The following is a 15,190-nucleotide window of genomic DNA, read 5'->3' as shown; positions in this document are numbered from 1 at the left end:
GCCTCACTCCGGTATCGGCACCGGCGGCCGGTGCAGCCGCGGCAGCGCGGTCACGGCCCAGATCAGCAGCGCGGCGACGCCGAGCGCGAGCACCGCCGCGCTGACCGCCTTGTCGATCGCCTGCGCGGTGACCATCATCGGCAGCAGCTTGACCGCCACCGAGCCGCCGAGAGCCCGGACCGACGCGCTGTAGGCCAGCGCCGTCGTGATGCCGTCGGCCGGCGCCTCGTCCGCGACCAGCGCGTCCATGTCGCCCTCGAACGCCGTCTGGCTCACCCCGGCGAGGAACTGGGCGATCAGCACACTGACCGCGTGCATCGGCGCGCCGAGCCAGCCGACCAGCATGGCGACACCCCACAGCGTCCAGCGCAGGACCGCCGGCAGCTTCATGGTGCCGATCGCCTCGACCGCCACGGTCGCCAGCAGGCAGCCGAGGCTGAACGCGATGGCGGCGCCGGCCACCCAGTGCCGGCCGTGCAGCTCGGTGGTGAGCGGGATGGCGAGCAGCGTCGGTCCGGACGCCAGCAGCATGATGCCGCCGCCCGCGACGAGCAGCCGGGGCGAGACCGCGAGCCGGCGACGGGGGCGGCGGGCCGGGCCGCGCCGGTGCCCGGTGATCCCCGTGCCGCCGGTCAGGGTGCTGACGGCGTACCGCAGGATCCGGGCCGGCATGATCCGGCGGGCCGCGCCGTGCGGCATCATCCGGGCCCGGCGCGAGCTGATGATCGTGGGGATCAGCGAGCCCGCGTACGCGATGAAGATCAGCACCAGCGGCCAGCCGGTCGGGTAGCCGTCCGGGCCGGCCGGCAGCAGCGCGCCCAGCCCCGTGCCGGCGGCTTCGACGGCCGCGATGGCCAGCGCGTAGCGCGTCATCGACCGCGGCCGGGCGTCCACCGCCGCGACCTCGGCCCGCATCGCGGCGAAGCCCACCCAGGCCGCCACGTGCATCGCCGTCACGGCGACCGCGATCAGCCAGGACGGCAGGCCCACGATGAGCCCGGCCAGCGCGCCGACCCGCAGCAGGATCTCCGTGCCGGCGGCCCCGCGCAGCAGCGTCCGGCCGGCGTAGCGCCGCGAGAGCCAGCCGGTGACCGGCGCGGACAGCACCACGCCGATGAGCATCGCGGCGTTGTAGAGGGCGGCCTCGGCGAGACCGCCCCGGGAGACGGCCAGCAGCACCAGGACCGTCCAGCCCAGCGCCATGCCGAACGAGTCGATGACGCCGGACACCACGAGCTCGCGTACCCGGCCGGCGCGGCGCAGGCCGACCGGTCCGACGCGGCGGTGCCCGCCGCTCCTGGGCTCACGCCGCTTGCGGTCAGTGACCACCGGAGGTTCCGGACCGGACCAGCTCATCCGTCAGCTCCCGCAGGTCCGGCTCGCCGGCGCCGCCGCCGACGAACAGCGGCGTGGGTGGCGCGAAACCGTTGAAAGCCGAGGCGTAGCTGAGCGTGTAGGCACCCGCCGAGCCGATGTAGACGACGTCGCCCACGTCGATGCCGGCCGGCAGCTCGACGCCGTGGAACATCGTGTCGGAGCTGTCGCAGCTGGGACCGGTGATGGTGAAGGGCAGCGTGGCGACCTCGCCGTGACCGGGCACGGACGACCAGATCGGGTAGTCCCAGCCGGTCGGCACCTGGATCGTCTCCATCATGCCGTTGTAGGCGCCGACGTCGACGAACAGCCAGTCGCGGCCGCCGCGGACCTCCCGGCCGATCACCCCGACGGCCATGACCGCGGCCTCGGCGACCAGGTGCCGGCCGGGCTCGGCGACGAGCAGTTCCGGCCGGTACGGCAGCAGCTCAGCCAGTGCGGGCAGCACCATGGCACCGATCTCGCCGATCGAGGGCACGTCGGCCTGGTAGCGGGCGGGGAAGCCGCCACCGAGGTCGATCATGTCGAGCCGGATGCCGTCGTCGAGCAGGTCGGCCATGATCGCCCCGGTCGCGCCGAGGGCGTGCCGCCAGGCGGCCGCGTTGCCGCACTGCGAGCCGACGTGGAAGGTGATCCCGTACGGGCGCAGCCCCAGCCGCCGGGCGAGCACCAGCAGGTCGCGGGCCTCGGGCAGCTCGGCGCCGAACTTGCGCGACAACGGGAACGAGCTGGCGGTGTCGTCCACCAGCAACCGCAGGTAGACGGCGCTGCCCGGGGCGTGCTCGGCGATCTTGCGCAGCTCGTTGGCCGAGTCGAAGCTGAAGCGCCACAGCCCGGCGGCGTGCGCGGCCGCGATGTGCCCCGGCGCCTTGACCGGGTTGCTGAAGAGCACGCCGGCCGGGTCGACGCCGAGGCGCTCCAGCATCCGCAGCTCGCCCAGCGAGGCGACCTCGAAGCTCGCGCCGTGGTCCCGCAGGGTCGCGAGGATCTCCGGCGAGGGGTTGCACTTCATGGCGTAACACGGCAGCACGCCCGGCAGTGCCGCGGTGAACGCCGACAGCCGGTCCACGACCGTGTCGAGATCGGTGACCAGGTACGGGGTGGGCATGTCGATGACCTCGAGGCAGTGCGGGGACAGCGCGGCGGGCCACTGGGCCGGGAGCTGAGCGCGGGTGCCGGTGAGGGCGGCGGTCATGCGGACTCCTGAACTGTGGTGGGGGGTGGGGTACGGGGATCAGGCCGGGGCCGGCTGGGCGCCGGCCCCTTCGAGCAGCAGGCGGCCGGCCTCACCGGCGGGCACCGGGCGGGAGAAGTAGAAGCCCTGGGCGAACGTGCAGCCCATCTCCCGCAGCGCGGCGAGCTGGCCGTACTCCTCGATGCCTTCGGCGACCGTGGACATGCCCAGGCTCTGGCCGAGCTGGACGATCGTGCCGGCCAGCGCGGCGTCGTCGGCCTGCTCGCCGAGCCGCTCCACGAACGAGCGGTCGATCTTGAGCGTGTCCACCGGGAACCGGCGCAGGTAGGCCAGCGAGGAGTAGCCGGTGCCGAAGTCGTCGATCGCCAGCGTCACGCCGAGCGCCTTGAGCCGGACCAGCTGGGCCAGGTTGTCCTCGGTGTCGGTCATCAGCACGCTCTCGGTCATCTCGAGGCAGAGCTGGTCGGCCGGCATGCCGGTCTCGGTCAGCACCTCGCGGACGACGGCGGCCAGGTCGCTGCGGTCGAACTGGCGCACCGACACGTTGACGGCCATCTTGACCGGGCGGCGGCCGTCGCGTGCGGACCACTCCATCGCCTGGCGGCAGGCCTCGTCCAGCACCCAGCGGCCGAGCGGCACGATCAGCCCGGTGGCCTCGGCGATCGGGATGAAGTCGAGCGGGTTGATCATCCCGCGGGTCGGGTGCTGCCAGCGCACCAGCGCCTCGAAGCCGATGACCCGGCTGTCGGCCATGTCGATGGTCGGCTGGTAGTGCAGCCGGAGCTCGCCGCGCTCCAGCGCCAGGCGCAGGTCGGCCTCCAGCTCGAGGCGCTCGACCAGGCCGGCCAGCATCCGCGGGTCGTAGCTGGCGAAGCCGCTGCCACCCGTGCCCTTGGCCTTGTACATGGCCAGGTCGGCGTTGCGCATCAGCTGCTCGGCGTCGTCGGCGTGCCCGGCCCCGGCCGCACCCTCGCCGAGGGCGGCGTACGCGGCCAGCCCGATGCTGCCCCGCACGTGCAGGTCACGATCTCCGACGCGGAACGGCTCGTGCAGCTCGTCGACGATGCGCTGGGCCACGATCTCGGCCTCACCCTGGCCGAGCGCCGAGCGGATCAGCACCGCGAACTCGTCACCGCCGAAGCGGGCCACCACGTCGCCGTCGCGCACCGAGGCGGTCAGCCGGTCGGCCACCCGGACCAGCAGCTGGTCGCCGGCCAGGTGCCCCAGGCTGTCGTTGACCTCCTTGAAGCCGTCCAGGTCGAGGAAGAGCACGGTCACGTCGTCGTCCTCGCCGCGCTGCTCCAGCGCCTCGGCCACCCGCTCACGGAACAGGGCGCGGTTGGCCAGCTGGGTCAGCGCGTCGTGGTACGCCTCGTGCACGAGCTGCTCCTGCAGTTCCTTGCGCTCGCTGATGTCGCGGGTGTTGAGCACCAGGCCGCCGACGTTGGGGTCGCCGAGCAGGTTGGTCACGGTGATCTCGGCCTGGCGCAGGCGCTGGTCGAGGTGCGGCAGGGTCAGTTCCAGCACGGTCGTCGCGTACGGCCGCGCGCTCACCGAACGCAGCGCGTCCAGCAGCCGGGCGGCCGACTCGGGGCTGAACCGTTCGGTGAGGTTGCGGCCGGTGAGCATGGCCGGGGTGTAGCCGAAGACCCGCTGCACGGACTCGCTCTGGTACAGCACCACGGCGTCGGTACCGACCACGGTCACGACGTCGGAGCTGTGCTGCACGAGCGCGTGGAAGCGCTGCTCGCTGGCGTACAGCTCGGCGGTGCGGTCGGCGACGCGGGTCTCCAGGTTGCGGGTCAGGCCGCGGTTCTCCAGCAGCGTGAGCAGCTGCCGGCCGACGATCAGCAGGATCAGCGCCGAGCGGGTGTACGTGACGAACGGGGTGGCCTGCCCGGTGCGGGCGAACCAGACGACGCTGGTGGCCAGCGCGGCGAGCACGGCCACGTACGGCAGCAGCACCCCGAACGGCTGGCCGCCCTCGCCGTCCACCGGCGCCGGCTCGGCCGGGTCGGCCGTCCCGAGCGGCTTGGCCGCGGCGAGCAGGATCAGCGAGAAGCCCGCGAACCAGCCGATGTCGGTGCCGCTGCCGGACGCGTACGCCCCGGTGAGGTTGAGGTAGGCGTACCCGATGTCGGAGGCCGCGAAGGCGACGATGCCGGCCGCGACCAGCGCGAGGTGGGCGAAGTCGCGGCCGCGGCGGCGCTGCAGCGCCAGCATGTAGACCACGATCGTCACCATGACGATGTCGCCGAGCGGGTAGGCGAGGCTGAGGTAGAGCGCGAGGACGCTGTCGCCGCCGGCCTTGATCAGCGGCTCGATGACCACGAACCAGGCGATCAGCACCAGCGAGACGGCGACCATCAGGCCGTCGAGCACGCTGCGGGCCCGGTTGGCCAGGGTCTGGGTGGCGACCGGCAGCACCAGCAGGCCGGCCGAGGTCAGCAGGATCATGCCGAGGTAGCCGATGTCGGCCTGCGACGGCAGCGGCACCGAGCCGGTGAACGTCTCCAGCCAGACCGCGCAGCCCTGGCCGGCCCCCCAGGACAGCACGCCCAGGCCGAGCAGGGCCCAGCCGGCGCGCACCCGGCCCCGCAGTGTCGCGGCGCGGAACAGGCAGGCCAGGGCGGCCGAGGCGGCGGCGGCACAAAGTCCGAGGTTGGAGATGATCTGTGCGGTGTCCGGCCCGCCGACCCCGGTGCTGAGGACAACGCCGAAGGTGGCGACGACGACTGCGACGGCGGCGCAGAGCCGTGCCCAGCGGTGGACGCCACGCGGCGTCGGCGGTGCTGTGCTGGCTGCCATCAGACTCATCTCCGGTTCGTTCGGCCCCCGGGGCAGGGGGGTCGTAACTGCCGTGATCGGGTGACGGTGGTGCGGACCTGAGAGGTTCGCCCGGATGGCCGGGTGCAATTCGGGTGCCCGATGACTCCGTCTCATTGACACGCGTCTTTGCTGCGTGACAACGTTGTCACGTGACGATGACGTCGTTGACCGGAGGTTTACCGATGACCCGTCGGCTCCTGGCCGCCCTGCTGCTGGTCGTTTCCGTCGGCACCGCGAGCCCCGCCCAGGCCCGAGCCGCCGCCGAGGACCCCGTCGAGCTGGTGCACCCGTTCGTCGGCACGCAGAACTTCGGCAACACCTTCCCCGGCGCGAGCGCGCCGTTCGGGATGGTGCAGGTCAGCCCGGACACCGGCGGCCAGGGCGGCTACGACTACCAGCAGGACAGCATCTACGGCTTCAGCCAGACCCACCTGTCCGGTGTCGGCTGCGGCGTCGCCGGCGAGCTGCCCATGCTGCCCACCACCGGTGCGGTCACCACCGCGGACCCGAACCAGTACCGTTCGCCGTTCTCGCACGACGACGAGGACGCCGAGCCCGGCTACTACCGGGTCGGGCTGACGAAATACCAGACCACCGCGGAGCTGACCGCCACCGCGCGCACCGGCTGGCAGAAGTACACCTTCCCGGCCACCGGCGCGGCGAACGTCCTGTTCAACACCGGCAAGGCCAACCAGAACGTCTTCGACTCCGAGATCCACGTCGTCGGCGACCGGACCGTCGAGGGGCGGGTCCGCGCCGGCAACTTCTGCGCCGGCCAGGACGACCACACCGTCTACTTCACCGCCAGCTTCGACCGCCCGTTCGCCGCCACCGGCACCTGGCGCGGCTCGGCGCTCTCGCCCGGCGGCCGGGACGCCGCCGGCTCCGGCAGCAACGGCGCCTGGGTCACCTTCGACGCGAGCCAGGACCGCGACGTGGTGGTCAAGGTCGGGCTCTCCTACACCGGGCTGGCGGGCGCCCGGCAGAACCTGACCGCCGAGACCGCCGACTCGTACGACTTCGCCGCCACCCGGGCCGCCCTGCGCGCCCGCTGGGCCCAGGAGCTCGACCGGATCTCGATCGGCGGCGGGACGGCCGACCGGCGCAGCGTCTTCTACACCGCGCTCTACCACTCCCTGCTGCACCCGAACCTGGCCGGCGACGTCGACGGCCGGTACGTGGGCTTCGACCGCCAGGTGCACACCGCCGACGGGTACACGCCGTACCAGAACTTCTCGCTGTGGGACACCTACCGGCCGCAGAACCAGCTGCTGGAGCTGCTCGTGCCGCAGGTCGCCCGGGACGTGGCGCTGTCGGTGGTGGCGATCGGGCGTGACGGTGGCTGGCTGCCGCGCTGGGCGCTGGCCAACAGCGAGACCAACATCATGACCGGTGACCCGGTCACCCCGTTCCTGGTCGAGGCCTGGTCGAAGGGCCTGCTGGCCGGGCACGAGCAGGAGGCGTACGCGCTCCTGCGGCAGAACGCGACCGCCCAGCCGCCGGCCGGCTCGCCGTACAACGGGCGGACGGGTCAGGACTTCTACGCCGACCGCGGCTACATCCCGTCCGGGCTGAGCCGGGGCAAGGAGTGCGCCGACAAGGGCGGCGACAACGACTGTGACCACCCGGCCTCGGCGACCCTGGAGTACGCGGCCGCCGACGCGGCGCTCGCCCTGATGGCCAAAGGGCTGGGCCAGACCGCCGACGCGAAGCTGTTCGCCGGGCGTGGGCAGTGGTACCGCAACCTGTGGGACTCCTCGATCAAGCAGTTCCGGCCCCGGACGGTCGACGGGACGTGGCTGACGCCGTACGACCCGGTCGACGCCGGACACCAGTTCCACGAGGGCGGGGCGTACCAGTACCAGTGGCTGGTGCCGCAGGACCCGGCCGGGCTGGTGCGGCTGATGGGCGGCCGGGCGGCGACCGAGAAGCGGCTGGACGACTTCTTCGTCTACGACAAGCTGCTCACCGATCCGGCCGGCACCGCGCGCGAGGACTGGATCGCCGCGCCGTACGACTACTACGCCAAGGCGACGTACAACCCGAACAACGAGCCGGACCTGCTGGCGCCGTACACGTATCTCTGGACGGGTGACCCGGCCAAGACCGCGACGGTCGTCCGGGCCGCGATGACGCTCTTCACCACCGGCCCCGACGGCATGACCGGCAACGACGACCTGGGCACGATGAGCGCCTGGTACGTCTTCTCGTCCCTCGGCCTCTACCCGACCATGAGCGGCGCCAACTTCCTGGCGCTGTCCAGCCCGCAGTTCCCCAAGGCGACCGTGCGCACCGGCGGCAGGACACTGACCATCACCGCGCCCGGCGCCTCGGACACCAACCGCTATATCCAAGGCGTCCGGCTCAACGGCCGATCGGTCGGCAAGACCTGGCTCGACTGGTCAGCGGTGACCCGCGGCGGCACGCTCGCCCACACGCTCGGCAAGAAGCCGTCGTCCTGGGGCACGTCGGTCGCGGCCCAGCCGCCGTCGGTGAACAAGGCGCCGGCGGACGGCCGTACCCATGTCGACGCCAGCGTCCGCCCGGCCAGCGCGGCTCTGCCGGCCGGCTCAGCCACCGCCCAGCAGGCGGCGTTCCAGGTCGACGTGGTCGGCCAGGCCCCGCTCGTGATCGCACCCCGGGTGACGGCGACGGCGCCGCCGGGCTGGAAGGCGACGGTCGCCCCGCACCCCAAAGTGCTGCTCAGCAGGCGCCTGCCGATCGGCACCACCGCCACCCTCACCGTGCAGGCGCCGGCCGGGACACCCGCGGGGGTGTACCCGATCGAGGTCTCGGTCTCCGCACCCGGCACCGCCACGGTGAAACGGACCGTCACCATCACGGTCCGGGAGCCGCTCACCTGCGCCGGTGCGGCGGACACCGCCTGCCTGATCGACCTGAGTGCCGAACGCACCCTCGACGGCACAGCCACCGTCGCCGACCCGGCGGAAGGCAACTTCGACGGCGGCGGCTGGAGCTACGACGCCGACCTGCTGCCGAAGGCCGGCCCGGTGACCTGGGGCGGCGTCACGTACCAGGCGCCGGACCCGACCGGGACGGCCAAGAACTTCGTGCCGGCCCGCGGCCAGTCCCTGCTCCTGCCGACCGGCAACCACACGGCGGCCCACCTGGTCGCGACAACGCACAACGGGCCGGTGACGGCCGCGCTGACCATCGGGTACGCGGACGGCACTTCCGCGCCGGCCACGGTGACCGTGGCGGACTGGTGTGGGACGGCGTCCGCGGGCACGACTGCGGTGTTGGCGATGCCGCACCGGATCAAGGCGGGTCAGGGCGTGGACGGGCCACCGGTCAGCCTCTTCGGGGTGAGCCTGCCGGTGCCGGCGGGCAAGCAGATCCGCTCGATCACCCTGCCGAACGACGCCCGCCTGCACCTCTACGCGGTGACGCTGGCCTGATCCTTGTCAAGGCAGAACTCGTTGCCCTCGGGATCTGCCAGCACGGTGAGCCCATCGGTCTCCCACTGGATCCGGGCGCCGAGGCCGATCAGCCGGGCCAGTTCGGCGACCGGGTCCTCGGCGTTCAGGTCCAGGTGTACGCGGTTCTTCACGGTCTTGTGCTCGGGCACCTGGGTGAACCACAACCGCGGCCCACCCTCCGGCCCGGGCACCACCAGCACGGTCGGGTCCTCGTCGGGATCCGGATCGTCCGGCCCGTACGGCGCGACGCTGTACCCCTCGAGCACCTGCACCCACCAGCGGGCCAGTGCGGGCGCGTACTCGCAGTCGAAGACGATGTCCATGATCCGGGCCATGACTACATGACCCAGCCGTAGAGGCGTTCGACGTGCAGGCTCAGCACGATCCGGCCGTCGGCGACCATGGCCCGGCGGTAGTCGTCCCAGTCCGGGTGCTCCTCGCGGCGGATCAACCGGTAGACCTCGACGAGCTCCTCGACCGTGGCGTCGTGCTCCTCAGCCGACGGTGCGGAGAAGGTGGCGTGCACGTCCGCGACGACGTAGCCGCCTCCGCCAGGTCCGGCCACCCGCAGGCTGCCGCGCGGGTCGCGCCGCAGGTTGTGCACCTTGGCCAGCGTCTCGCGGGTCGACACGCGCAGCACCCGGGTCTTGTCGTCGGCGGTGTAGTTCACATCGGACAGCTGGGGCCGGCCGTCGCGCTTGATGGTGGCGAGGGTGCACAGGTCGGCCGCGGCGATGACGGCCCACAGATCATCGGACATGCCCTGAATGTAGAGCAGCCGCCCCCTCCACGCGGGAGGGAGCGGCTGCGGGCGCGGTCAGGTCAGAGCTTGGCGCACTGGCCGATCCGTACCCCGCTGACCTTGTTGGCCAGGCCGTTGTTCACCGGCGCCGGCTTGTTGCCGGAGCAGGTGAGCGGCCCGCCGACCGTGTTGCCCGCGACGACCGTGGCCGTCTTGTTGTTCAGCAGGGTCACCGCGCTCTTCAGGGTTGAGTTCTCCAGGCCGACCGGGCCCGATCCGGTGACGGTGAGCGGTCCGCTGACCGTGGTGTTCAGCAGCGAGACCGTGCCCGCTCCGGTGGCCGTCACCGCCGCGCGCAGAGTCGCGCCGGTGGCGTAGAGCGAGGCTCCCCTGGAGACCGTGACCAGGCCGGTGATCTGGGCCCCGGCCTTGACGCAGGTGACCCCCGACCGGACCGACACCGCGCCGACGACCTTGTCCGCGATCGTCGTGGTGCAGGCGGGGGCCGGGACGCCGAGCAGTTCCACCTCGGCGAGTGTGGTGCCCGCGGCGACGTCGAGCCGGTAGTACGCGTACCGGCCCGGGTTGGCGATCTTGAAGGGCCGGGTCTGCCGGCGCCACTCGAACGTCTGGTCCTTGCGCTCGTCGATCGTGGTCCACGTGGTGCCGTCGTAGGAACCCTTCAGCATCCACGAGGCCGGGTCCTGCTCGGCCACGGTGCCCGAGGTGAGCGTGTAGTAGGCGGCCTGTTCGCCGGCGGAGGCGAACTGGTACTGCCAGCCGTCGGCGAGCGTGGACTGGGTGGTGGAGGTGTCGTCGACCAGGGCCGGGTCCGACGCCGTGCCGCGGCCCGGGCCGGTCAGGTCGCGCAACGGGTTCGGCACCGCGTCGCCCGAGGTGAGCGACTCCGGGGCGGCGTCCTTGCCGGTGCCCCACTTCGACGGCGACGAGCCCATGGTGAAGTCGAGCCGGGCGCCGTCGGCCAGCAGCGCGTGCGGCAGCGAAGTGGAGTTGTAGGCCTTGCCGTTGACCTTCAGCGACTGCACGTAGACATTGCTGCGGCTGTTGCCGGGGGCGTTGACGACGATCTTCTTGCCGTTCTCCAGGTTGACCGTCGCCTTGGTGAACAGCGGCGAGCCGATCGCGTACGCGGGGTTGCCCATCTGCAACGGGTAGAAGCCGAGCGCGCTGAACACCTGCCAGGCGCTCATCTCGCCGTTGTCCTCGTCGCCCGGGTAGCCCTGGCCGATCTCGCTGCCCAGGTACAGCCGGGACATGGCCTCGCGGACCAGCTTCTGCGCCTTGTACGGCTGACCCGCGTAGTCGTACATGTAGGGGATGTGGTGCGACGGCTGGTTGCTGAAGCCCCACTGACCCATCCGGACGTCGCGGGCCTCGTACATCTCGTGGATCGGGCCGCCGTACGAGCCGTAGAAGGTGGCCGTCTCGGGTGTGGTGAAGAACTTGTCGAGCTTCTTGGCCAGGCCGTCGCGACCGCCGTACAGGTTGGCCAGGCCCTGCCCGTCCTGCGGCACGTGGAACGCCATGTTCCAGCCGTCGGTCTCGGTGTAGTCGTAGCCCCAGACCCGCGGGTCGTACGAGGCCGGCGAGTTGCGCCAGTTGCCCGCGGAGTCCTTGCCCTGGAAGTAGTCCACCGATGGGTCGAACATGTTGACGTAGTTCTGGGCGCGGTTGCGGAAGTACTCGGCCTGCTCGGCGTACTCCTTCGCCTTGGGCCCGCCCTTCTTGGCCAGCGCCTCGGCCATGTTGGCGATGCCGTAGTCGTTGATGTAGCCGTCCATCGCCCAGGACATCGCCTCGCCGGTGCTGTCGCTCGGCGTGTAGCCCTTGAAGATCGAGCCGGCCAGGCCCTTGCGGCCGACGTTGGCGTTCGGCGGCGTGACCGTCGCGTTCTTCACCGCGGCCCGGTACGCCGTCTCGGCGTCGATGCCGGGCACCCCCTTGAGGTACGCGTCCGCGAAAGCCACGTCCGAGCTGGTGCCGACCATCAGGTTGGCGTAGCCCGGCGCCGACCAGCGCGAGATCCAGCCGCCGTCGCGGAACTGCTGGACGAACCCGTCCACCATCTCCCCGGCCTGCTTCGGCGTGAGCAGCGAGTACGCCGGCCACGTCGTGCGGTACGTGTCCCAGAAGCCGTTGTTGACGTAGACCTTGCCGTCCTTGATCGGCGCCCCGGTCTGCGTCGGCGAGCTGGCCGGGCTGGTCACCGCGGACTGCACGGTGTGCTGGTAGACGGGCTCGTCGTTGCTGCCGGTGTTCTCGAAGCCCGAGTTGGGGTAGAGGAACAGCCGGTACAGGTTCGAGTAGAGCGTGACGAGCTGGTCGGAGGACGCGCCCTCGACCTCGACGGTGTGCATCTTGGCGTCCCACAGGTCGCGGGCCTTGTCCCGGACCGAGGCGAGCGTCGCGTCGGCGGCGATCTCCAGGTCCAGGTTGTGCTTGGCCTGCTCGACGCTGATCAGCGAGGTGGCGATGCGCATCCGCACCGTCTTGTTCTCGGCGGTGTCGAACTTGAGGTAGCCGGTGGACGGCCGGTTGCCGGTGGGCAGCATGCCGCTCGCTGTGACCGGGGCGTCGACGGTGGCGTACATGAACATCCGGGTGAAGCCCGCGGAGAGGCCGCCGCTGTTCACGTCCGACCAGCCCGAGACCGCCTGGCCGGCCGCGTCGATGGTCAGCCCGGACCGGTTGTCGACGTTGTCCAGGATCAGGTTGCCGTTGTCGCCGGTGAAGGTGAACTGCATCAGCGCGGCGTGGTCGGTCGGCGCGATCTCGGTCTTGAGCCCGTTGTCGAAGGTGACGCCGTAGTGGTACGGCTTGGCGATCTCGTTCTCGTGACCGAAGGCCAGCGCGCGGTTGGCCCGGTTGGCATCCGGTACGCCGGTGGCGGCGCTCGGCATCACCTGGAACGTCTGTCGGTCACCCATCCACGGGCTGGGCTCGTGGCTGGCGGAGAACGCCTGCAGGGTCGGCCGGTTCGCCGCGTTGTTCTGGCGGTGGTACTCGTACAGCCAGCTGGTGGTGCCGGCGTTGGTGACCGGGGTCCAGAAGTTGAAGCCGTGCGGGACCGCGGTCGCCGGGAAGTTGTTGCCGCGGGAGAAGTCGCCCGAGGACATCGTGCCGCGGCGCGTCTCGGCGTACTCGGCGAGGTGCTTCCTGGGCTTGGCCGGGGCGACCTCGGCGAGCGCGATGTCGTCGTACCAGGCCCGGAAGCTCGTGGGACCGGACGGCTTGTCGTATGTGACCAGGATGCGGTCGACGGTCTTGCCCGCCGCGACCTTGCCGATCCGCGCGGTCCGCTTGTTCCACTGCGCGGTGTAGAGCGTCTGCGACGCGCCCTGCGCGGCGGCGCTCACCACGATCCCGTTCTGGTCGACGGCCTTGAGGTCGGACAGGAAGGTGCCGTCGGTGAAGGCCAGGTCGACCGCGGTGTACGTGGCCGGGTTGGCCAGGTCCTCGCGGTTGAACTCGGGCAGCACCAGGTACGACAGCTCGGTGTCGGCGGTGACCGTCACGTCGACGTCGAAGACCTTGTTGGCGGAGTGCCCGCGGCCCTCGGCGGTGTGCCGCCCGGCGATCTGGAACGCCTTGAGCCCGGTGAAGCCCACGCCCGCCTTCGCGGTGGGGGAACTGGCCGGGCCCGGGCCGACCCGGCTCTGCATCGGACCGGTCGGCGGCGGCGTCACGTTGGCGTCCGCCAGCTCGAGGTCGGCGAGCTGGGTGAGGTCGCCGGACGGGTGCCCGGTGATATTGAGCCGGTAGATTCCGAAGGTGCCCGGGTCGGCGACGGTGTAGGTCTTGGTCTGGAAGCGTTCGGTGAAGGTCTGCCCGGTCTGCGTGTCGACCGTGGTCCAGGTGCTGCCGTCGGTGGAGCCCTGCAGCGTCCAGTCCCGCGGGTCGCGTTCGGGAGCGTCGTTGGCGGAGGTCAGCGCGTACTTGATGACCTCGGCCGGGGCGTCCAGCGTGTACTGGGCCCAGCTCGTCGGGGTGTCGACCAGCCACTTGGTGGCCGAGTCGCCGTCGTTGAGGTTGTTGCGGCCCTCATTGCTGTTCGGCTCGGCGTTGACCGCGATGCCGGTGACGTGCCCGCGCAGGCTGCCCGGCATGCCGACGACCACGGTGCCGTCGACGCCGCCGCTGCCGGCCACCGCGTCGACCGTGTCGGTCCAGGTGGGTTGCGGATCGTCGGTCTCGAACGACGAACGGAACGAGGTGGCGGCGGCCGCAGCGGCCGCCCCGCCCGTGGCGACTGCCGCTGCCGCGGCGATCAATGTGACGGATAACAGGGCGACACCCCATCGTGGCCGGTGCATGCCGTCTCCTTCTCGGGGCCGTGAAACATTCGCGACACATCGTCACGTGCAAGTCTCTCGATCCGCAAGGGTTCGGCGCCCCCCGATTGACATCGATGTCAGCGCAGGCCCGCCAGCCAGCTCTCCACCTCGGCCGGCGAGCGCAACAGGACCACCGGCGGCATCGCCGGGTCGGCGTGCCACTCCCGCATCCGCCGCCGCTTGCGCGCGAACGACTGGAAGTGCCACACCACGATGTTGTCGGTGGACAGCACCAGGTTGCGTACCCGCTCCCGGTTGCCGTTGCAGATCTCGGTCCGCAGCACGACCCGGCGCGCGGTGCGCCGCAGCAGCCGGCCCAGCGAGCGCCAGCGCGGGAGGTCCAGGCCCACCACCAGGTCGGCCCGCGCCAGCGGCACGTCCCGCCACTTGCCGTACGCCGAGTCGAGCACCCAGGAATCGGTGGCGCAGATGGCCGCGATCCGCTCCCGCTGCACCTCGTCCGGCACCTGGACCCAGCCGGGCTCCCAGGTCAGGTCGTCCACCGAGTGGTACGGCACCCCCAGCCGCTGCCCGATCCGCGCCGCCAGCGTCGACTTGCCGGACCCGGTGACCCCGTACACGACGATCCGGCGCATCAGCGGCCCACCAGCCCTTCCTCGTACGCGAGGATCACCAGCTGCACCCGGTCCCGGACGCCGAGCTTGGTGATCGCCCGGGTGATGTGGGTCTTCGCGGTCAGCGGGCTGATCACCAGCTCCCGCGCGATGTCCTCGTTGGACAGCCCGGAGGCGACCAGGGTGACCACCTCCCGCTCGCGGGTCGTCAGCGTGGCCAGCCGCGCCCCACCGGCCGGCGCCGGGGCCGGCCGGTGCGCGAACTGCTTGATGACCCGCCGGGTGACGCTGGGGGAGAGCAGCGCCTCGCCGGCCGCCACCACCCGGACGGCGTGCCGCAGCCCCTCCGGGTCGATCTCCTTGGTGAGGAAACCGCTCGCCCCCGCCTCCAGCGCGGCGAAGACGTACTCGTCGGTCTCGAACGTGGTCAGGATGATCACCCGGCAGTCCCGCAGCTCCGGATCCGCCATGATCCGCCGGGTGGCGGCGATGCCGTCCAGCCCGGGCATCCGGATGTCCATCAGCACCACGTCCGGCCGCAGCGCACGAGCGGTCCGCACGGCCTCGTCCCCGGTGGCGGCCTCGCCGGCGATCACGATCTCCCGGTCGCGCTTGAGCAGGCTGCGGAAGCCGGCCCGGACCAGGTGCTGATCGTCGGCGAGCAACACGGAGACGGGCAT

The 15,190-nt window shown here is 71.6% G+C and carries 9 protein-coding genes; 1 reads left to right on the top strand and 8 read right to left on the bottom strand.

The genetic code is table 11. From position 1 onward, the window contains the following. Positions 1-3: 3 nt before the first annotated feature. From ACQP2Y_RS37165 to ACQP2Y_RS37155, 3 genes are read right to left on the bottom strand one after another with little or no spacing between them, the layout of a single operon-like run. Positions 4-1,329 carry a hypothetical protein gene (locus tag ACQP2Y_RS37165; protein WP_433720885.1) on the bottom strand — a complete coding sequence of 442 codons (1,326 nt, stop codon included), beginning with the start codon at positions 1,327-1,329 and terminating at the stop codon, positions 4-6. After that, entirely contained in the window at positions 1,319-2,569 is a 1,251-nt protein-coding gene (locus ACQP2Y_RS37160; protein ID WP_433720884.1) for a type III PLP-dependent enzyme, read from the bottom strand. Before ACQP2Y_RS37160 ends, ACQP2Y_RS37165 begins: the two co-directional genes overlap by 11 nt. Before the next feature lie 39 nt (positions 2,570-2,608). Then, a complete protein-coding gene (locus ACQP2Y_RS37155; protein WP_433720882.1) occupies positions 2,609-5,377 on the bottom strand; it encodes a putative bifunctional diguanylate cyclase/phosphodiesterase in 2,769 nt (922 codons plus the stop codon). 203 nt (positions 5,378-5,580) lie between these two features. Here ACQP2Y_RS37155 and ACQP2Y_RS37150 point away from each other — a divergent pair, with 203 nt between their 5' ends. Further along, a complete protein-coding gene (locus ACQP2Y_RS37150) occupies positions 5,581-8,817 on the top strand; it encodes a GH92 family glycosyl hydrolase (protein ID WP_433720880.1) in 3,237 nt (1,078 codons plus the stop codon). Here ACQP2Y_RS37150 and ACQP2Y_RS37145 read toward each other — a convergent pair. The 5 genes from ACQP2Y_RS37145 to ACQP2Y_RS37125 all read right to left on the bottom strand — a co-directional run bounded on the left by ACQP2Y_RS37145 (position 8,796) and on the right by ACQP2Y_RS37125 (position 15,190). After that, positions 8,796-9,173: a VOC family protein gene (locus ACQP2Y_RS37145; RefSeq protein ID WP_433720879.1), complete on the bottom strand. Its 378-nt coding sequence runs from the start codon at positions 9,171-9,173 to the stop codon at positions 8,796-8,798. The two genes, ACQP2Y_RS37150 and ACQP2Y_RS37145, sit on opposite strands and share 22 nt — an antisense overlap. Positions 9,174-9,175: 2 nt before the next feature. Further along, positions 9,176-9,598: a PPOX class F420-dependent oxidoreductase gene (locus ACQP2Y_RS37140; protein ID WP_433720877.1), complete on the bottom strand. Its 423-nt coding sequence runs from the start codon at positions 9,596-9,598 to the stop codon at positions 9,176-9,178. A gap of 62 nt (positions 9,599-9,660) precedes the next feature. Continuing rightward, the gene (locus tag ACQP2Y_RS37135) at positions 9,661-13,869 is read right to left on the bottom strand and encodes a GH92 family glycosyl hydrolase (RefSeq protein ID WP_433732205.1); all 4,209 of its coding nucleotides are present in this window, start codon (positions 13,867-13,869) and stop codon (positions 9,661-9,663) included. Between the two features lie 143 nt (positions 13,870-14,012). Continuing rightward, positions 14,013-14,531, bottom strand: a complete 519-nt coding sequence (locus ACQP2Y_RS37130; protein WP_433720876.1) for an adenylate kinase — start codon at positions 14,529-14,531, stop codon at positions 14,013-14,015. After that, positions 14,531-15,190, bottom strand: coding sequence for a response regulator (locus ACQP2Y_RS37125; protein ID WP_433720874.1), 660 nt, complete (start codon positions 15,188-15,190; stop codon positions 14,531-14,533). Before ACQP2Y_RS37125 ends, ACQP2Y_RS37130 begins: the two co-directional genes overlap by 1 nt.

Origin of the sequence: Actinoplanes sp. CA-051413 (assembly GCF_050955795.1) — a bacterium.
Taxonomy (GTDB): Bacteria; Actinomycetota; Actinomycetes; order Mycobacteriales; family Micromonosporaceae; genus Actinoplanes.
Note: the sequence above shows the minus strand (reverse complement) of the source record. Positions and strands in the feature narration are given on the sequence as shown.

Coding starts and splice junctions, on each gene's coding strand:
- ACQP2Y_RS37160 (WP_433720884.1), bottom strand. CDS start 2,569: ATGACCGCCGCCCTCACCGGCACCCGCGCTCAGCTCCCGGCCCAGTGG.
- ACQP2Y_RS37155 (WP_433720882.1), bottom strand. CDS start 5,377: ATGGCAGCCAGCACAGCACCGCCGACGCCGCGTGGCGTCCACCGCTGG.
- ACQP2Y_RS37150 (WP_433720880.1), top strand. CDS start 5,581: ATGACCCGTCGGCTCCTGGCCGCCCTGCTGCTGGTCGTTTCCGTCGGC.
- ACQP2Y_RS37145 (WP_433720879.1), bottom strand. CDS start 9,173: ATGGCCCGGATCATGGACATCGTCTTCGACTGCGAGTACGCGCCCGCA.
- ACQP2Y_RS37140 (WP_433720877.1), bottom strand. CDS start 9,598: ATGTCCGATGATCTGTGGGCCGTCATCGCCGCGGCCGACCTGTGCACC.
- ACQP2Y_RS37130 (WP_433720876.1), bottom strand. CDS start 14,531: ATGCGCCGGATCGTCGTGTACGGGGTCACCGGGTCCGGCAAGTCGACG.
- ACQP2Y_RS37125 (WP_433720874.1), bottom strand. CDS start 15,190: ATGCCCGTCTCCGTGTTGCTCGCCGACGATCAGCACCTGGTCCGGGCC.